The organism is Acidiferrimicrobium sp. IK, assembly GCF_025499425.1.
In the GTDB taxonomy this organism is placed as follows: Bacteria; Actinomycetota; Acidimicrobiia; order Acidimicrobiales; family Palsa-688; genus Acidiferrimicrobium.
Genome location: NZ_JAIMCB010000002.1, coordinates 324,422 through 341,805, shown reverse-complemented (window position 1 = coordinate 341,805; position 17,384 = coordinate 324,422). Strand labels below are relative to the sequence as shown.

Sequence of the window (17,384 nt, the reverse complement as noted above, 5' to 3'; positions counted from 1 at the left end):
TTCTCCGGGGTCAGCCTCCCGTGAACCGCCGGGCGGCGACCGGTCGCCGCAAACCATCCACCATCGAACATCCGTTCGTGCATAGGGTGTCTGCATGACAGCGGTGTGGTCCCCGCCGCTCTTCAAGATGCCGGTTGGTCGGGACTGTCACACCCCTTCCGTAGGGTCACGGTGCAACCAACGTTGGGACGGTAGGCAATGACAGCAGAGCGACACGAAAGGCACACGGTGGAGCGAGACAAGGCACTCGATATGGCGATGGGCCAGATCGAGAAGCAGTTCGGCAAGGGCGCCGTCATGCGGATGGGCGAGAAGTCGAGCATGGCCATCGAGGCCATCCCGACCGGGGCCCTCGCCCTGGACATCGCCCTCGGGATCGGCGGCCTGCCGAGAGGGCGGGTCGTGGAGATCTACGGGCCGGAGTCCTCCGGCAAGTCGACCTTGGCCATGCACGTCGTGGCCGAGGCCCAGCGCAACGGTGGCATCTGTGCCTACGTGGACGCCGAGCACGCCATGGACCCGGTCTACGCCGCGGCGATCGGGGTCAACGTCGACGACCTGCTGATCTCCCAGCCGGACACCGGCGAGCAGGCCCTCGAGATCACCGACATGCTGATCCGGTCCGGGGCGCTCGACGTCGTGGTCATCGACTCGGTGGCCGCCCTGACCCCCCGGGCGGAGATCGAAGGTGACATGGGCGACTCCCACGTCGGCCTGCAGGCCCGGTTGATGTCCCAGGCGCTGCGCAAGCTGACCGCCACCTTGAGCCGGTCCAACACCATCTGCATCTTCATCAACCAGCTGCGGGAGAAGATCGGGGTGATGTTCGGCTCGCCGGAGACCACTCCGGGCGGCCGGGCCCTCAAGTTCTACTCCTCGGTCCGCCTCGACATCCGGCGCATCGAGTCCATCAAGGACGGCGCCGAGGTGGTCGGCAACCGCACCCGGGTGAAGGTCGTCAAAAACAAGGTGGCGCCCCCGTTCCGTCAGGCCGAGTTCGACATCATGTACGGCAAGGGAATCAGCCGCGAGGGGTCGCTCATCGACATCGCGGTTGATCTCAACATCGTCAAGAAGTCGGGTGCCTGGTACACCTACGAAGGCGAGCAGCTGGGCCAGGGCCGGGAGAACGCCAAGAACTTCCTGGTCGAGAACCTGGAACTCATGATCGAGATCTCCGAGCGGGTCCGCCAGGAGACCGGTATAGGCGACGGCCCGCCGCTCGACGACCAACTCGGTGCCCGCCCGGAAGACGACGAGCCGATCTCCCTCAAGGATTGACGCTGGCGGGGGCGGCACCGCCGCCCCCGCCAGCCAGCTTCTGCGCCGGCGGGCAACCGGTGACCAGGCGCTGTAAACCCGCCACCTTGCGCGGCGTCGACGGTGGTGGGAGTGGTGAGCGGGGCAGAAGGAACATCCGTGACAGGCGTCGAACCTTCCGGTACGTCCGGTTCTGTGGGTCATCGGCCCGGCGTGTCCGTTGTCCCTTGTCGCCGAGGAGCCTCATGATCGAAGCCGTCGTCGCGTGACGGAGATCCTGAAGGTCTCGAGCAGGTCAACGCCCAACGCCGTGGCCGGGGCGCTGGCCGGGATGGTCCGCAACCATGGCGTCGCGGAGGTCCAGGTGGTCGGAGCCGGCGCCCTCAATCAGGCGATCAAGGCCGTGGCGATCGCTCGTGGCTACGTCGCTCCGTCGGGGTTGGACCTCCACTGCCGCCCGACGTTCGCCGACATCGAGATCGACGGGCAGAGCCGGACCGCCATCCGCCTGCTCGTCGAGACCGATCGGGTGGAAGACCGAGCCCCTCTTGACCTGACCGGCGTGGACGTGCCCGGCGTGGATCTGACTGCCGCGGATCCGGTCGATCCGGGCCAGGTCGGCCCGGATCGGGTCGGCGCGCATCAGGTCGGCGCGCATCAGGTCGGCGCGCATCAGGTGGCCCCGCCCCTCGCCACCGACCCCGCCCCCCCAGCGCCGGGCGGCGCCCAACCCGCGGTGCCGGCTCCCAGCTCCAGATAAAGATGCCGGCGGGCTCCCCCAGATGGGCCAGTCAGGCGGCGCAATAAGCCGCATTCTGCGCTGCGCAGAACCTCACGTGGCGCCGGTCGGTGCCGAAGGGTTAGGTGTGATGGATATGGCCGGCATCGACATCGCCCTCCAGGAGCTGTCGAGCTTGCTCTGGTGCGAGCGGCAGGTGCTGGACCGCCTGGAGTTCAAGCTCATCGCCGAGCAGCTGGTGCTGCGGTCGGGCCAGGTTCGCTGGCTGTCTCGCGCCTCCGACGAGGTCGCCGCGGTGCTCGACGAGATCCGCTCGGCCGAGCTGTCCCGAGCGGTGGCGTTCGCCGCCCTGGCCCGCGAGCTGGGCGTCGCCGACCTGCCTCCCCTACGCGAGCTCATCGACCGGCTCAACGATCCGTGGCCCGACATCTTCCGGGCCCACCGCCGGGCGCTGGCGGCGCAAACCGCGGAGCTCGGCCGCCTGGCCGAGGAGACCCGGTCCCTGCTGGCCCTCGACAGCAACCTGGTAGCCGCCGCGCTCGAGGACCTCGACGCCTCCATGGCCCTCGACTTGGACCAGCAGCCCGCCGAGCTGGCGTTGCACCTGGTGGCTCACCAGGTGGCGACCCGCGGGGCGATGGCGGTCAGCGTCGAGGTGCTCCAGCCGTCCCTGGCCGAGTTCCTGGCCTGAGGGTCCCGTAAGCTCTGGGCGTGCCGCAACCCGCGCCCCGCAGCTACTTCATCCGCACCTTCGGGTGCCAGATGAACGAGCACGACTCTGAGCGCCTGGCCGGCGTGCTGGAAGCCGACGGTTTGGTGGCCGCCGAGGGCGTGGAAGACGCCGACGTCGTAGTCCTCAACACCTGCTGCATCAGGGAGAACGCCGACAACAAGCTCTACGGCACCCTCGGGCACCTCAAATCGGTCAAGGACCGCCGACCCGGCATGCAGATCGCGGTCGGCGGGTGCCTGGCCCAAAAGGACCGGGACCTGGTGGCCCGCAAGGCTCCGTGGGTGGACGCCGTGTGGGGCACCCACAACATCTCCCGGGCCGCCGACCTGCTACGCGAGTCGGAGTCGACGTTCGGCCCGGTGACCGAGATCATCGAGGCCGATGAGGGCGACGACCCGGCGTTCGCGTCGGCGCTTCCGACCCGGCGGGACCAGGCGTGGGCGGCGTGGGTGACCATCCAGGTCGGCTGCGACAACAACTGCGCCTTTTGCATCGTGCCTTCCGTGCGCGGCCCTGAGGCCAGCCGGCCCTTCGGCTCCGTCGTCGCCGAGGTCGAGCAGCTGGCGGCCGCCGGCACCCTCGAGGTGACTCTCCTCGGCCAAAACGTCAACTCCTACGGCCGGGACCTCACCACCAGGATGCGCACCGCTCCCGACTGGCGCGACGCCGCTGCGCTGGTCGGCGCCGAGTGGACCGCGGCCGAACGGCCCCGGGCCCGTCCCCTTTTCGCCGACCTGCTGCGGGCCGTGGCCCGGGTGGAGGGCATCGGCCGGGTTCGCTACACCAGTCCCCACCCTAAGGACCTCCGCCCCGAGACCATCGCGGCCATGGCCGAGGAGCCCGCCGTCTGCGAGCACCTCCACCTGCCGCTGCAGTCGGGCAGCGACCGGATCCTGGCCGCCATGCACCGCGGGTACAGCTCCGCACGGTACCTGGAGAAGCTGGCCGCGGCCCGAGCCGGGATCCCCGACCTGGCGGTCAGCACCGACATCATCGTGGGGTTCCCCGGCGAGACCGACGACGACTTCGACGCCACCTTGGCGGTGGCGGCCGAGGCGGCCTACGACAGCGCGTACACGTTCATCTACTCACCTCGCACCGGGACCGAGGCGGCGGCCATGACCGCTGCGTTCGTAGACCCGGCGGTTGTCGCGGCGCGTTTCGAGGCGCTGCGAGTGGTGGTCGAACGCTCGGCCCTGGCTTCCAACATGGCCCGCGAGGGACGCGTCGACGAGGTCCTGGTCGAGGGGCCCTCCAAGCGTGACCCGAACGTGTTGAGCGGCCGCACCCGTCAAAACAAGCTGGTCCATTTCACCGGCCCCGCTCCGACCGGCGCGCTGGCGATGGTGGAGATCACGAGGGGCGCCCCCCACTTCCTGGAAGGCCGCCTGCTCGAGGTCACCGCGCCGCCCCGGCACCGGACCCGCATCCCGGTCGCGGTCCTCTGAGCGCTGGGCTGGAACCGGCCGGCGCCGGTCACCTGGCTCTCGTCGGGCCGACCGCGTCGGGGAAATCGGCGGTCGCGGTGGAGGTCGCCGCGGCGCTCGGCGACGTCGAGATCGTCACCGTCGACTCGATGCAGGTGTACCGGGGAATGGACATCGGCACCGCCACGCCGACGATCGCCGAACGAGCCGGGGTGCCCCACCATCTGCTCGACGTCGCCGACCCGTCCGAGGAGTACCACGTCGCCCGCTACGCCGAAGCGGCCCGGGCGGCCATCGCCGGGATCGAGGGCCGGGGCCGGCGAGCGCTTCTAGTGGGGGGGACCGGCCTGTACTTCCAGGCGGTGGTCGACGGGTTGGTCCCGCCCGGGACCTGGCCGGAGGTGCGCGCCGGCCTCGACTCGGACCCCGACACCCTCGGGCTGCACCGGCGGCTGCAGGTTCTCGACCCGTTGGCCGCGTCACGGATGGAGCCCGCCAACCGCCGGCGGGTGGTGCGCGCCCTCGAGGTGACCGTCGGGTCCGGGCGTCCTTTCTCCACCTTCGGACCGGGACTGGACGCCTTCCCCGCCACCCCGTGGAGGATCGCCGGGCTGTGGATGCCGAGAGTGGCCGGCGCGAAGCGGATCGCGGCCCGGATGGCGGCGATGGTCGACGCCGGGCTGGTGGAGGAGGTCCAAGCGCTTCGCGCCGGTGGCCTGTCGCGCACCGCCCGCCAGGCCCTCGGATACCGGGAGGTGCTGGCCCACCTCGAGGACGGGGTGGCGTTCCCCGAGGCGCTGGACCAGGCGGTGAACCGGACCCGGGCCTTCGCCCGCCGGCAGCGGATGTGGTGGCGGCGCGACCCCCGCATCGCCTGGTACGGCACCAGAGGGAATCCCCTCGCCGTTGTGGCCCCGCTCCTGGGAGACTGGAGGAAGCGATGAACCCCGAACCCACCCCCCGCCCGCCCACCCCCGAGCTGGTCAAGCTCGAGGGCGTCGGCAACGACTTCCTCGTGCTGCTCGACCCGGACGGCACCGACATCAGCGCCGGCCCCGACCTGGCCCGCGCCGCGTGCGACCGCCATCTCGGTTTCGGCGCCGACGGCCTCATCCGGGCCCGGCGGGCCCCGGAGGGCACCGACGCGGTGCTGGTCTTCGAGCTGTGGAACGCGGACGGTTCCGAGGCCGAGATGAGCGGCAACGGCATGCGCTGCATGGCCCACGCCGCCCTCGACGCCGGGATGGTGGAGGCCGGGGTCGCGTTCGGGGTCCTGACCCCCGCCGGCCGGCGGTCGGTGACGATCAGCCCGACGGCCGCGCCCGGCACCACCTGGGCCCGGGTCGACATGGGCCAGCCCAAGGTCATCGGCTCCGCCGACCGCTGCAACGTCGGGCACGGCCAGCTCCTCGTCAACATGGGCAACCCCCACCTCGTCGTCGCCGGCCCCGATCCCGCCGGCGTTGACGTGGCGGGTCTCGGGGCGATGCTGGAGGCCAGCGAGCCCGGCGGCCTCAACGTGGAGTTCGCCACCCTCGGACCGGGACCCGACGAGGTCACCATGCGGGTGTGGGAGCGCGGCGTGGGCGAGACCCAGGCGTGCGGGACCGGGTCGTGCGCGGCGGCGGTGGCGTTCCATCACTGGGGGCGGGTCGGGCGGGCGGTCACCGTGCACCAGCCCGGCGGGTCGGTAGCCGTCGAATGGCGTCCGGACGGCACCGTGGTGCTGTCCGGACCGAGCCGGCGCATCGGGCGCTGCAGCCTCTCGTGATGGCTCTTTCTGTGACAGGAAGCGGTCGGCTGTGAGCCTCATCGAACGGTCGTTTCGGGAGAAGATCATCCTCGTCGGCGTCACCGTCCCGCCGGGAAGCGACGAGGACACCGAGCGCCACCTCGACGAGCTGTCGCTGCTGGTCGACACCGCCGGCGCCGACGAGAAGGCCCGGGTCCTCCAGCGGCGGGACCACCCGGATCCGGCCACCTACATCGGCAAGGGCAAGGCCGAGGAGCTGCGGGACCTGTCGCTGGTAGTCGACGCCGACACCGTCGTGTTCGACGACGAGCTGAGCCCCGCGCAGTCCCGCAACCTGGAGAAGATCCTGGGACGCACGGCCATCGACCGCACCGCGGTCATCCTCGACATATTCGCCCAGAACGCCCGCACCATGGAGGGCAAGGCCCAGGTGGAGCTGGCCCAGTTGCGTTACCGCCTGCCGCGCCTGCGCGGCCGGGGGAAGGCGCTGTCGCAGCAAGCCGGCGGCATCGGCACCAGGGGCCCGGGCGAGACCCAGCTCGAGGTGGACCGCCGCCGCCTGGTCCGGCGGATGACCAAGCTGGAATCGGAACTGCGGGAGCTGACCGACCAGCGCCGCCTGCAGCGCAAGGGCCGCCGGCGCAGCCGCCTGGCCAACGTCTCCCTCGTCGGGTACACCAACGCCGGCAAGTCGACGCTGCTCAACCGCCTGACCGACGCCGGGGTGCTCGTCGAGGACCGGCTCTTCGCCACCCTCGACCCGAGGACCCGCCGCCTGGCCCTGCCCGGCGGGGAGTCGGTGCTGCTGTCGGACACCGTGGGCTTCGTGCGCAAGCTGCCCCACCAGCTGGTCGAGGCGTTCCGTTCGACCCTCGAGGTGGTCACCGAGTCCGACCTGCTCGTGCACGTCGTGGACTGCGCGGCCCCTGACCCCGAGGAGCAGATCGAGGCGGTGCGCTCCGTGCTGGGCGAGATCGGCGCGGGCGGGGTGCCGGAGCTGCTGGCGTTCAACAAGGCGGACGTCTCCCGGGAGGCCAAGCGCCTCGCGGAGCGCTACCCCGGCAGCGTGATGATCTCCGCGCTGACCGGTGAGGGCATCGACGACTTGCTCACCGCGGTCGGCGACCGGCTGCGGGCCCTGATGGAGGTGGTGGCCCTGCGGGTGCCCTACGACCGCGGCGACGTCCTCGCCGCGGTGCACCGGGAGGGAGAGGTGCTCATCGAGACCCACGAAGACGACTCCACCTACCTGGAGGTCCGGGTCGACGGCGCCGGGGCGGCCCGGTTCCGGGACTTCGCGGTGCCGGCCCTGCGCTCCCCAGTCCCGCCCTCAACGGGTCCCGCCGATGCTGGCCCGGGTCCCGCCGCTTCCTTGCCGGGCCCCCCTGCTTCCGTGCCGGGTCCGCCCACTGCGCCGAGCGTCTCCGCCGGGCCTCCGGCGGGGAAGTCGTGAGCGCCGGGGCCGGGTGGCAGCCGCCCGCTTACCCCTACGACCGCCTGGCCCCGCTCCTAGCGGCCGCCGAGGCGCTCCCCGGCGGGGTGGTCGACCTGTCGGTCGGCACCCCGACCGACCCGCCGCCGCCCCCGGTGCTTGCCGCTCTGGCGGACGCCGACCGGGGGTCGGCGCTACGGGGCTACCCGCCGTCGGTCGGTACCGCCGCGCTGCGCGGCGCGGCCGCGGCGTGGATGACCTCCACCTTCGGGCCTGCGGCGGCGGTCGACCCGGACCGGATCGGCGCGTGCGTCGGGACCAAGGAGTTCGTCGTCACGCTCCCCGGGTGGCTGAAGCTGCACCGACCCGGCCGCGACACCGTGCTCTACCCCGCGGTCTCCTACCCGAGCTACGCCATGGGCGCCGAGCTGGCCGGGCTGCGGGCGGTACCCGTGCCCGTCGACGAGCAGTGGCGCATCGACCTGTCAACGATCTCGGATAGCGACGCCGCCCGGGCCCTGGCGCTGTGGGTCAACACCCCCGGCAACCCGGCGGGCGGCCTCGACGACCTGGAGGCCGCCGCCGCTTGGGGCCGGGACCACGACGTGCTGGTCTTCAGCGACGAGTGCTACGCGCCCTTCACGTGGGACGGCCCGCCCAGGACTATCCTCGGCCACGGCAGCGGCCCATCGGGCACCGACGGCGTGGTAGCCCTGCACTCGCTGTCCAAGCGCTCCAACCTGGCCGGCCTCCGGGTCGGCTGGTACAGCGGCGACGCCGGCGTGGTCGGCTTCTTGCGCGAGGTCCGCAAGCATGCCGGGCTGATGGTCCCCGGGCCGGCCCAAGCGGCGGGCGTGGCCGCGCTCGGCGACTCGTCCCACGTCGCCACCCAGCGCCGCTTGTACCTGGCCCGCCTGGAGCGGGCCCGCGACATCCTCGCCGACGGCCTGGGCCTGTCATGCGCCCTGCCCGCCGGCGGCTTCTACCTTTGGGTGGAGGCGCCGGACGGAGACGCGTGGGCTCTCGCCGGCCGCCTGGCCAAGGAAGCCGGCGTGCTGGTGTCTCCCGGCGAGTTCTACGGCGAGGCCGGGTCGCGCTACGTGCGCCTGGCCATGGTGGCGCCGATGGCCAAACTGGATCTGCTGGCGGAGCGCCTGGGCTGCTGAGCCGGGGCGGCCCTGCCCGCGCTGTGGGGAGGTCAGCCCGGCTTGGAGCCGCCCGTCTGGAGGTCGAGCACCCCCTCGGCGAGCGCCTTGAGCTCCTCGACCCAGTCTCCGGGCTGGCCGGTCGGGCGGAGGACGAACTTGGTGAAGCCGACAGCTACGAACGCCTCCAGCGTGGCGCGCAGCGCGGCGTGACCGACCGGAACCAGCTCCGCTGGGTCATGGCCCCGGCTGCGGCGGGCCAGCGCCGCCAGGGCGGCGTCGGACAGCGGCGCGGTGGCGTACCCGACGCTGACCCCGAAGTGCTCCGGGTCGATCGACCGGCCCGCCGCGGCGGCCGCCCGGTCGATCACCTCCCGTCCTGCAGCGGCCTCCTCCGGCGTGCACAGCGCTGGGAGCCAACCGTCCGCGAGCTCCCCGCAGCGGCGCAGGGCCTCGGGGGCCATGCCGCCCAGCCACGGCTCGAGCGGCTGTTGCAACGGCAGCGGCGCCAAGCGGACGCCGTCGAAGTCTCCGACCGCGCCGTGGTGGGACACCTCCTCGCCGGCCCACAAGCGGCGCAGCAGCGGCAGCGCCTCGTCGATCAGCGCACCCCGGACCTTCGGCTCGGGGCCGATGGCGGCGCGCTCGGGGGCCACCGCCAGGCCGGGCACGAAGGTCAGCAGCAGCCGGCCCTCCGACAAGGCGTCGAGGGTCGCGAGGGACTTCGCCAGGCGGATGACGTTGCGCCCAGGGACCAGGCAGGTCGTCCCCAGCTTGAGCTTCGGCGTCCGGGCCGCGGCCCACGCCAAGGCCACCGCCGGGTCCGGGGTGGACGCGGTGAGGATCTCCGGCAGCCAGATCGAGTCGAAGCGCAGGTCGGCCAGAGCGTCGACCACGGCACCGAGCCCGCCGGCGCGGGGATTGGGACCGGCCACGTCACCGCTGACCCCGACTCCGATTCGTACCTTCATCAGGGCTGGCTCCTCCATACATGCTCGTCCCCTGCGTGGCAGCCGCGGCGGGAGGCCGGGCGCCGTCGCCCCGGACCGTCGCGGACCCTACCCGGGATGGCCCCCGCCGCGGCCGAACGCCGCGCCGGCTGGCCGGCCCAGCGGCGTCGGGCGCGCCGGCGGGGAGCGCGAGCCCACCGGTCGCTGCCGGTAGCGTCTGGGCCATGGCTGACCTCGCGGCACAGATCGACCACCTTTGGGACCTGCGGGCGGAGCTGAGCCCCGCTGATGGCGACGCCGCATCGACTGTCCGCGAGGCGGTCGGGTTGCTCGACTCGGGCCAGGCGCGGGTGGCCGAGATCGGCGCCGAGGGCCAGATAGTCGTCCACCAATGGCTGAAGCGGGCCATCCTGCTGCTCTTCCGGGTCTCGGCGATGGAGACCATCGAGTCGGCGCCGTTCGAATACGTCGACAAACTTCCCCTCAAGCACGACCTGGCCGCGGCCGGCGTCCGGGTGGTGCCCGGGGCGTCGGCCCGGTGGGGTAGCTACCTCGAGCCCGGCGTCGTCATGATGCCGAGCTACGTCAACATCGGGGCCCGCGTCGGCAGCGGCACGATGGTGGACACCTGGGCCACCGTCGGTAGCTGCGCCCAGATCGGTCGGGACGTCCACCTCTCCGGCGGTGTAGGCATCGGAGGAGTGCTGGAGCCGCCGCAGGCCGCGCCGGTGGTCATCGAGGACGAGGCGCTCATCGGCAGCCGGTGCATGATCACCCAGGGGGCCCGGGTCGGGCGGGGCGCGGTCCTCGGCGAGGGCTGCGTCCTCAACCCGGGTATCCCGGTGATCGACGCAGAGACCGGCAAAGAGCTGAGCCGGGGCCACGTCCCCGACTGGTCGGTCGGGATCATGGCCAGTCGCGCCCGCGAGTTCCCTGGCGGCACGTTCGGGCTGCCCTGCATCCTGATCATCCGTCGGCTGACCGAAGGTCAGCGCCACGACAGCGCCCAGCTCAACGACATGCTCCGCGAGCACGGCGTCGCCATCTGATGACATCGAAGGCAGCCCGCCGCCGGCTGGCGGCGTCCCTCCCGGCAACCGGCGGCGCCCGGTGACCGACCTCCTGGCGGCAACCGCCGCGCTGGTCGCCATCGCCAGCGAGAGCCACCACGAGACGGCCATCGCCGACCACGTGGAGGGTCGCCTGCGGGCGGTTCCGTGGTTGCAGGTCGACCGGGTCGGCGACAACGTCGTCGCCCGCAGCGCCGGCGACGGGCCCCGCACCCTGCTCGCCGGCCACCTCGACACCGTCCCTGCCAACGGCAACGCCGACCCTGTCGTGGAGGGCGACGTCCTCCGCGGCCTCGGCAGCGCCGACATGAAAGGCGGCCTGGCGGTCATGCTCGAGCTGGCCGAGACGCTCGACGTCACGGCTAGGCCGGTGACCTATGTGTTCTACGCCGCCGAGGAGGTGGCCCGAGCCGACAATGGGCTGCTAGCCATCGACGCGGCCCGCCCCGACCTCCTAGCCGCCGACGTGGCCATCCTCGGCGAACCGACCGGGGCGGTCATCGAGGCCGGGTGCCAGGGAGTGCTCAAGGCCCGAGTCACCCTCGGCGGTCGCCGCGCTCACACCGCCCGCCCGTGGATGGGGGTCAACGCCCTCCACCGCCTGTCTCCGCTGCTGGCCGCCGTCGCCGGCGCCTCGCTGCGCCAGCCGGTCCTCGACGGCTGCACTTACCGGGAGGCGCTCTCCGCTGTCAGCGTCGAGGGCGGGGTGGCCGGCAACGTCGTACCCGACCGGGCGTCGGTCGTGATCAGCCATCGCTTCGCTCCCGACCGCACCGAGGCCGAGGCCGAGGCCTGGCTCCGCCAGCTACTAGCCCCCCACCTCGACGCCGGACTGGGCGACGAGGTGGAGATCGTCGACGTGGCCCCCGCCGCGCCGCCCGGCCTCGACCATCCGGTGCTGCAGGCCCTCCAGGCCACCACCGACGGCCCGCCCCGAGCCAAGCTGGGGTGGACCGACGTGGCCTTCTTCGCCGGGCGAGGCACGCCCGCAGTGAACTTCGGTCCCGGTGACCCGGAGCTGGCCCACACCCCCCAAGAGCGCGTCGAGCGCGCCGACCTTGATGCCGCCCACCGCTCCCTGCGCCGGGTGCTGGTCGGCGGCGCTTGAACCCACCCGCCCGGCCGGGCTGCACGGGCGCGACCGCGGCGCTGCACCGGTAGCGGCAGCGGCCCGGCTAGCGGTAGCGGCCCGGCGCTCAGAGGCGGCGCAGCACGGTGACCACCTTGCCGAACAGCGTGACCTCCGAGGGGTCGAACACCATCGGCTGGAGACGGGCGTTGGCCGGCGTGAGGACGACCTTGGCCCCCTTGCGGCCGTAGAACTTCACGGTCGCCTCCTCGCCGGGAATCCCAGCGACCACGACGTCACCCTTGGACGCCTCGGCCTGCTGGCGGACGACGACGAAGTCCCCGTCGAGGATCCCCGCCTCGATCATCGAGTCGCCCCTCACCTTGAGCATGAACACCGGGCCGTCCCCGGTGAAGTCCTCCGGCATCGGGAGCAACTCCTCCACGTTTTGCTGGGCCAGCACGTCGGTGCCGGCCGCCACCTCGCCGACGAGGGGGATGTGACGGGTCGGGCGGCGCTCGATGGCCGCGCCGGAGTTGGTGTCGTAGCGGACCTCGATGGCCCGGGGCTTGGTGGGGTCCCGGCGCAAGAAGCCCTGCTTTTGCAGGGTGGTCAGGTGGGTGTGGACCGTCGACGAAGACGTCAGTCCGACCGCCTCGCCGATCTCCCGGACCGAGGGAGGGAAACCGCGCTCTCGGATCTGCGCCGCGATGAAGTCGAGGATCTCCCTGCGCTTGCCGGTCAGCTCGGTGTCGGTCATGGCGTGCCTTTCGTCCCGTAGCCCGTGCGGTCAGGCGTCCCGATCGAGGCTCTCCCGAACCTCTGGTGACTCCCCACGCGATTTCACGGTAGGACACTGTAGCCGGAGTAGCCAAACAGGTGTTCGATGGCGACGGCGACGGATCGAGCGAACGTGTGTTTGCCACGAGGGGTTGACACCGAACGCACGTTCTGGTCAAATGACGAACACGTGTTCCCCTGGAGGGAGCCACCCGTCAGCGGCGCCCGGAGCGGCCGCCACCCGAAGCCGAGGAGGAGACGAGCATGGTTGCAGCGCAGGTTGCACGACGGCCTTATGGCGGCGCCCGTTCTGACGTCCCCGAGTGCGGGGTGCCGACATCGGTGGTCTACCGCCGGAGGAGAGGAGTCGCGCTGGCTGGGACGGCCTTGCTCCTCATCGGTTTCTGGTTCGCCCTGCAGGCGGCCCTCGGCGGCACCGGTGGCGGTCCCCTCACCGCCACCGGTGCCGCCGTCGGCACTCCCGCCGCGGCCAAGGTGTGGGTGGTCCGACCCGGCGACACCCTCTGGTCGATCGCCCTTCGATCCGGTGCCCGCGGCGATATCCGTCCGGTGGTCGACCGGCTGGCCGAGGAGACCGGCGGCCAGCCCCTCCAGGTGGGGGAGCGGATCCTGCTCCCCTAAGCCTCCGGCGAAAGGCGCCGGCGGCCTGCGGCGGCGTGGCGGCCTGCGATGGTTCGGGGTGGGCGCCCGGTAGGGTCGGCGGTGGTGCGCTGCCCCCATTGCTCCAACCCAGAGGACAAGGTGGTCGATTCGCGCACGGCCGAGGAGGGCGCGGCCATCCGCCGCCGGCGAGAGTGCCTGGCGTGCGGGCGCCGGTTCACCACCTACGAGCGTCTCGAGGAGGTGCCGCTCATGGTCGTGAAACGTTCGGGCGCCCGCGAGCCTTTCGACCGGGCCAAGGTGGTGGAGGGCATCCGATCGGCCGCCAAGAACCGGCCGCTCGACCTGGCCCGCATGGAATCCCTGGCGCTCGAGGTCGAGGAGCGGGTGCGAATGGAGGGTACCGACGTCACCAGCGAGCGGGTCGGTAGGGCGGTCCTGGACGGGTTGCGAGCCGCCGACGAGGTCGCGTACTTGCGCTTCGCGAGCGTCTACAAGGGTTTCGCCGACGCCAACGATTTCCGTCGAGAGGTCGGGCTCCTCAACAAAGCGACCAGTCCCAAGCCACCGGGCGGCCATTCGTAGGGGACACTCCTGGCCAGTTGGGTCCACTTCGCCCTGGCGGGGCTGCGCCGATTGCGAGGGCCGCCGGAGGCGTCGCTATGGTGCGGGGAGAGGCCGAATCGCCGAAAGGGGAGCCCCATGCGCGTTGGAGTCTTGACTGGTGGCGGTGACTGCCCGGGCTTGAACGCGGTCATCCGGGCGGTCGTCCGCAAAGGCGAGGTGCACTTCGGCGACGAGTTCGTCGGCTTCCTCGACGGGTGGCGGGGGGTCATCGAGGACCGCTCGATGGTGCTCGACGTGGAACGGTGTCGCGGGCTGCTGCCGAGGGGAGGCACGGTGCTCGGCACGTCGCGCACCAACCCCTACAAGGTCGAACGCGGCGAGCAGCGGGCAGTAGAGACCATCGAGGCCCACAAACTCGACGCGCTAGTCGCCATCGGCGGCGAGGACACCCTCGGCGTCGCCCACCGGCTGGCCGGCGCCGGGGTTCGGGTGGTCGGGGTGCCGAAGACGATCGACAACGATCTGTCTGCCACCGAGGTGACCTTCGGTTTCCACACCGCGGTGCAGATCGCCACCGAGGCCATCGACCGGCTCCACACCACCGCGGAGTCCCACGACCGGGTGATCGTCTGCGAAGTGATGGGGCGCCACGCCGGATGGATCGCGACCTACGCCGGCATCGCGGGCGGCGCGGCCGAGATCCTCGTCCCCGAGGAGCGCTTCGACATCGAGGAGATCTGCCGGTCCCTGATCGCTCGCCACGCCAAGGGCCGATTTGCCTCCATCGTGGTGGTAGCGGAGGGCGCGATGCCCAAGGAGGGAACGCTAGAAGTGGCGGCGGCCGAGCTCGACCAGTTCGGCCATCCCCGTCTCGGCGGCATCGCATCGAGGATCGCCCCCGAGATCGAAGCCCGCACCGGCTTCGAGACCCGGGTCACCATCCTCGGGCACGTGCAGCGGGGCGGCACGCCGACCGCGTTCGACCGGGTGCTGGCCACCCGGTTCGGGATCGCTGCCATCGACGCGGTCCACGACGGGGCGTTCGACCAGATGGTGGCGCTCCAAGCCGGTGAGATCGTCCGTGTCGGCTTGTCCGACGCGGTGACAAAGCTGAAGACCGTCGACCCCTCCCTCCTCCACGACGTGGCGGGAGCCTTCTTCGCCTGAGGAGCCTTCTTCGCCTGAGGATCCCTCCTCGCCCCGATCGTGACCCGGCCGTAGCCGGGGTCACGGCTCAGCCGCCGGCGCCGAACGGTTCGGGCCGGTCGGGGTCTACCAGTGCTTGGGTTCGTTGCCCTCGGGTGGGGCCAAGCCGCCGGCGGCGTCGAGGAGGGCGACAAGCGGATCGAAGAGAGCCGGGACCGACGCCACGATGGTCCGGCCCTCCAAGATGCCGACCCGTCCTCCGGCCTGCGTGCAGATGATCCGCCCGGCCGAAAGGTCCCAAGGATTGAGGCCCCACTCGTAGTAGGCGTCTACCCGGCCGCCGGCCACCCAGCACAGGTCGAGGGCCGCTGACCCGAACCGGCGGAGGTCCCGCACCTGGGGAATGATCGCGGCGGCAACGCCGGCCTGCCAGGCCCGTCGGGCCGCGGCGTAACCGAATCCGGTGGACACCAGCGCGCTGGGCAGGGTGGAACGGCCGTCTGCCACGTGGCAGGGCACTCCGTTGCAACGCGACTGGCGGTCCGCGACGGCGGTCCACGTCTCGTCGCGGGACGGGTCGACGACGATACCGACCACCGGTTCGCCGGCCACCTCGGCGGCGATCGACACGCAGAACTGCGGGATGCCGAAGAGGTAGTTGGTGGTGCCGTCCAACGGGTCGACCACCCATCGGACGCCGGTTGACCCGTCCCGGCTGGTCCCCTCCTCGGCAAGTAGGCCGTCGTCAGGTCGGAGGCGGCCCAGTACCGCGGACACCGCGGCCTCGGCGCCCCGGTCGACCTCCGAGACCATGTCGGTCCCGGAGGACTTGGTGTCTACGTGATGGAGCCGGCGGCCCACCGACGCGGTGAGCACCGAGGCGGCCGCCGTCGCGGCTTCGAGCGCCACGCCGGCCAGCTCGCCGAGGAGGGGATCCCCGCCTTCGGGGGCGGCGCCGAAGAGGCGGTCGACATCGGTGGGGGGCTGGGGGGAGGCCACCGCACCGTTGTAGCCGACGACCGCCCGCCTCGGCTGCCGGCATCGGCTGGCCGCATCGGCTGCCAGGCCGGCTGCCAGGCCGGCGCAGCGAGGCTGGGCGGGTCAGGTCAGCTGCTGTGGGTCCGCCCGACAGGAAACGCCGGCTCGCAGAGATGGGTCGGGGTCGGGCGCCCCCGGAGGATCTGGGACCCGGCCGCCACCCACCCGGCTCCGGTGGCCCCCGCAGCCTCGACCACCGAGCGGCTGGCCAGCATCCGGGTGGGCCGGTGCTTGGCCAGGTCGGTGAGGCGGGCTGCCTCGTTGACCGGGTCCCCGATGACGGTGTACTCGAAGCGTTCCGGGGAGCCGATGTTGCCGGCCACGACGGTGCCCGACGAGATGCCGATCGCCGCCACCAGACCGGGGTGGCGCTCCGCCTCGGCGGCGACCTCGGCGGCGATCCCGCAGGCGGCTCGCAGCGCCCGGGCCGCGTGATCGCTTCCGCCGCCCGGGGGGCCGAACACGCAGAGCGCGCCGTCCCCCTCGAACTTGTTGACCCAGCCGCCCTCGCTGGCCACCGCTCCAACCACCGCGGTGAAGTACACGTTGAGGGTCCGGACTACCTCCTCGGGGGGCATGGTCGCGGCCATCGCCGTCGAACCGACGAGGTCCACGAACACGACGCTGGCCTCGGTGCGGGCCCCGGTCAGCTCCAGGTCCTGTGCGAGGGCGTGCGCCGCGACCTCGGTGCCGACGTAGCGCCCGAAGAGGTCCTCGACCCGCCGGCGCTGGCGCAGCCCGGCGACCATCTGGTTGATCCCGGCCTGCACCTGCCCGATCTCGCCGCTGTCGTCCACCCGCACCTCGACGTCGAGGTCGCCGGCCTCAACGCGGCGGAGAGCCTGTCTGATGGACTGCAGCGGCTCCGATACTGCTCGCGCCGCTCCCGAGATGATCAAAAAGCCGCTCAGCAGACCGGCACCGGTCAGCATCGCCAGCGGCGCGGCGAACGAAGCCAGCGTCCGGTGCGGCTGGTCGACGGGCGCCAAGAGCAGGCTGACGAGGGGGACCCCCGACCCGAACGCCCACGACAGGAGGACCCTCGGGAGCACTCCGATTCCCCGCCACCCGGGCGGAAGATGCCCGGCGAGGGCTCGGGCGGTCACCGGGCGCAGGACCCGCTCGGTGACCAGAGCACCGAGCGAGGAGGCCGCGAAGCCAGCCAAGGCGACGCTGCTCACGATCAGCACGATCCGCCGTCCGGGGTAACCGAGAGCGGTCTCGAGACCGCCGAAGAGCACCGCCGCGGACAGCCAGGTGGCGAGGGACTGGACGGCGCTGCGCACCGGTTCGGCCAGCACCGCTCGGCGCTCCTCGGGCGTCGGCAAGCGCCCGGTGCCCAGCCACCCGGTCACCGGCCGAAGGGCGCGGGCGGTGAGCCCGGCGCCTAGAGGGATGCCGACGATCAGCATGGCCAGGAACGCCCGCACCACGATCGCCCCGGCCCGCCCCGGGTCCGGTACGCCCTTCACGCCCGGGTCGAGGAACTGCAGATAAAAAAACAGCGCCCCTCCGGGCACCGCGTTGACCACGACCTGAACCAGGTTGAGGATCACCGCCGGCCGTCGCTGCGCTCCGACATCGCGCAGCACGCGGTCGATCGCGGCGGCTCCCGGGATCCGCTGGAGCCCAGGGGCGCGCACTGTGAGCGGTC

General features: G+C 72.1%; 16 protein-coding genes and 1 pseudogene. 13 read left to right on the top strand and 4 right to left on the bottom strand.

Annotation, left to right across the window (positions count from 1 at the left end; all coding sequences use genetic code 11):
* Positions 1-198 precede the first annotated feature (198 nt).
* The 8 genes and pseudogenes from recA to K6U06_RS05010 all read left to right on the top strand — a co-directional run bounded on the left by recA (position 199) and on the right by K6U06_RS05010 (position 8,510).
* Positions 199-1,281, top strand: coding sequence for a recombinase RecA (recA, locus tag K6U06_RS05045; RefSeq protein WP_262320812.1), 1,083 nt, complete (start codon positions 199-201; stop codon positions 1,279-1,281).
* Between the two features lie 244 nt (positions 1,282-1,525).
* Positions 1,526-1,780: pseudogene (locus K6U06_RS05040) on the top strand (stage V sporulation protein S); the annotation flags it as partial.
* Between the two features lie 355 nt (positions 1,781-2,135).
* Complete coding sequence (locus K6U06_RS05035) at positions 2,136-2,690, top strand: flagellar protein FlgN (RefSeq protein WP_262320811.1); 555 nt, start codon at positions 2,136-2,138, stop codon at positions 2,688-2,690.
* Between the two features lie 20 nt (positions 2,691-2,710).
* Positions 2,711-4,180: a tRNA (N6-isopentenyl adenosine(37)-C2)-methylthiotransferase MiaB gene (gene miaB, locus K6U06_RS05030; RefSeq protein WP_262320810.1), complete on the top strand. Its 1,470-nt coding sequence runs from the start codon at positions 2,711-2,713 to the stop codon at positions 4,178-4,180.
* Between the two features lie 77 nt (positions 4,181-4,257).
* A complete protein-coding gene (gene miaA / locus K6U06_RS05025) occupies positions 4,258-5,103 on the top strand; it encodes a tRNA (adenosine(37)-N6)-dimethylallyltransferase MiaA (RefSeq protein ID WP_410050980.1) in 846 nt (281 codons plus the stop codon).
* Positions 5,100-5,930: a diaminopimelate epimerase gene (gene dapF, locus K6U06_RS05020; protein WP_262320809.1), complete on the top strand. Its 831-nt coding sequence runs from the start codon at positions 5,100-5,102 to the stop codon at positions 5,928-5,930. Before miaA ends, dapF begins: the two co-directional genes overlap by 4 nt.
* Before the next feature lie 31 nt (positions 5,931-5,961).
* Positions 5,962-7,365 carry a GTPase HflX gene (hflX, locus tag K6U06_RS05015; protein WP_262320808.1) on the top strand — a complete coding sequence of 468 codons (1,404 nt, stop codon included), beginning with the start codon at positions 5,962-5,964 and terminating at the stop codon, positions 7,363-7,365.
* Positions 7,362-8,510 (top strand): pyridoxal phosphate-dependent aminotransferase, encoded by a 1,149-nt coding sequence (locus K6U06_RS05010; RefSeq protein WP_262320807.1) that lies wholly within the window; start codon positions 7,362-7,364, stop codon positions 8,508-8,510. The genes hflX and K6U06_RS05010 overlap by 4 nt, the downstream gene beginning before the upstream one ends.
* Positions 8,511-8,542: 32 nt before the next feature.
* Here K6U06_RS05010 and K6U06_RS05005 read toward each other — a convergent pair whose 3' ends face one another.
* Entirely contained in the window at positions 8,543-9,460 is a 918-nt protein-coding gene (locus K6U06_RS05005) for an LLM class flavin-dependent oxidoreductase (protein ID WP_262320806.1), read from the bottom strand.
* Positions 9,461-9,663: 203 nt separating this feature from the next.
* Between K6U06_RS05005 and K6U06_RS05000 the strand changes: the two genes are divergently transcribed.
* Entirely contained in the window at positions 9,664-10,488 is an 825-nt protein-coding gene (locus tag K6U06_RS05000) for a 2,3,4,5-tetrahydropyridine-2,6-dicarboxylate N-succinyltransferase (RefSeq protein WP_262320805.1), read from the top strand.
* A 61-nt stretch (positions 10,489-10,549) separates the two neighbouring features.
* Positions 10,550-11,617: a succinyl-diaminopimelate desuccinylase gene (dapE, locus tag K6U06_RS04995; protein WP_262320804.1), complete on the top strand. Its 1,068-nt coding sequence runs from the start codon at positions 10,550-10,552 to the stop codon at positions 11,615-11,617.
* Between the two features lie 88 nt (positions 11,618-11,705).
* On the opposite strand, the gene lexA is transcribed toward dapE, so the two are convergent.
* Positions 11,706-12,338 carry a transcriptional repressor LexA gene (gene lexA, locus K6U06_RS04990; protein ID WP_262320803.1) on the bottom strand — a complete coding sequence of 211 codons (633 nt, stop codon included), beginning with the start codon at positions 12,336-12,338 and terminating at the stop codon, positions 11,706-11,708.
* A gap of 284 nt (positions 12,339-12,622) precedes the next feature.
* On the opposite strand from lexA, the gene K6U06_RS04985 reads away from it, so the two are divergent.
* From K6U06_RS04985 to K6U06_RS04975, 3 genes are all read left to right on the top strand, one after another.
* On the top strand, positions 12,623-13,000 hold the full coding sequence (locus K6U06_RS04985; protein ID WP_262320802.1) for a LysM peptidoglycan-binding domain-containing protein: 378 nt from the start codon (positions 12,623-12,625) through the stop codon (positions 12,998-13,000).
* 84 nt (positions 13,001-13,084) lie between these two features.
* The gene (gene nrdR / locus K6U06_RS04980; protein ID WP_262320801.1) at positions 13,085-13,564 is read left to right on the top strand and encodes a transcriptional regulator NrdR; all 480 of its coding nucleotides are present in this window, start codon (positions 13,085-13,087) and stop codon (positions 13,562-13,564) included.
* A 117-nt stretch (positions 13,565-13,681) separates the two neighbouring features.
* Positions 13,682-14,713 carry an ATP-dependent 6-phosphofructokinase gene (locus K6U06_RS04975; protein ID WP_262320800.1) on the top strand — a complete coding sequence of 344 codons (1,032 nt, stop codon included), beginning with the start codon at positions 13,682-13,684 and terminating at the stop codon, positions 14,711-14,713.
* 105 nt (positions 14,714-14,818) lie between these two features.
* Here the strand turns inward: K6U06_RS04975 and K6U06_RS04970 are convergent, their stop codons facing one another.
* Positions 14,819-15,610 carry an inositol monophosphatase family protein gene (locus tag K6U06_RS04970; protein WP_410050988.1) on the bottom strand — a complete coding sequence of 264 codons (792 nt, stop codon included), beginning with the start codon at positions 15,608-15,610 and terminating at the stop codon, positions 14,819-14,821.
* A gap of 188 nt (positions 15,611-15,798) precedes the next feature.
* On the bottom strand, positions 15,799-17,373 hold the full coding sequence (locus K6U06_RS04965) for an adenylate/guanylate cyclase domain-containing protein (protein WP_262320798.1): 1,575 nt from the start codon (positions 17,371-17,373) through the stop codon (positions 15,799-15,801).
* Between the last annotated feature and the right edge of the window lie 11 nt (positions 17,374-17,384).

What these genes read in the sequence shown, in the direction of transcription:
- dapF (WP_262320809.1), top strand. Translation starts at nt 5,100, where the DNA reads ATGAACCCCGAACCCACCCCCCGCCCGCCCACCCCCGAGCTGGTCAAG.
- K6U06_RS05005 (WP_262320806.1), bottom strand. Translation starts at nt 9,460, where the DNA reads ATGAAGGTACGAATCGGAGTCGGGGTCAGCGGTGACGTGGCCGGTCCC.
- K6U06_RS05000 (WP_262320805.1), top strand. Translation starts at nt 9,664, where the DNA reads ATGGCTGACCTCGCGGCACAGATCGACCACCTTTGGGACCTGCGGGCG.
- lexA (WP_262320803.1), bottom strand. Translation starts at nt 12,338, where the DNA reads ATGACCGACACCGAGCTGACCGGCAAGCGCAGGGAGATCCTCGACTTC.
- K6U06_RS04985 (WP_262320802.1), top strand. Translation starts at nt 12,623, where the DNA reads ATGGTTGCAGCGCAGGTTGCACGACGGCCTTATGGCGGCGCCCGTTCT.
- K6U06_RS05035 (WP_262320811.1), top strand. Translation starts at nt 2,136, where the DNA reads ATGGCCGGCATCGACATCGCCCTCCAGGAGCTGTCGAGCTTGCTCTGG.
- K6U06_RS04975 (WP_262320800.1), top strand. Translation starts at nt 13,682, where the DNA reads ATGCGCGTTGGAGTCTTGACTGGTGGCGGTGACTGCCCGGGCTTGAAC.
- recA (WP_262320812.1), top strand. Translation starts at nt 199, where the DNA reads ATGACAGCAGAGCGACACGAAAGGCACACGGTGGAGCGAGACAAGGCA.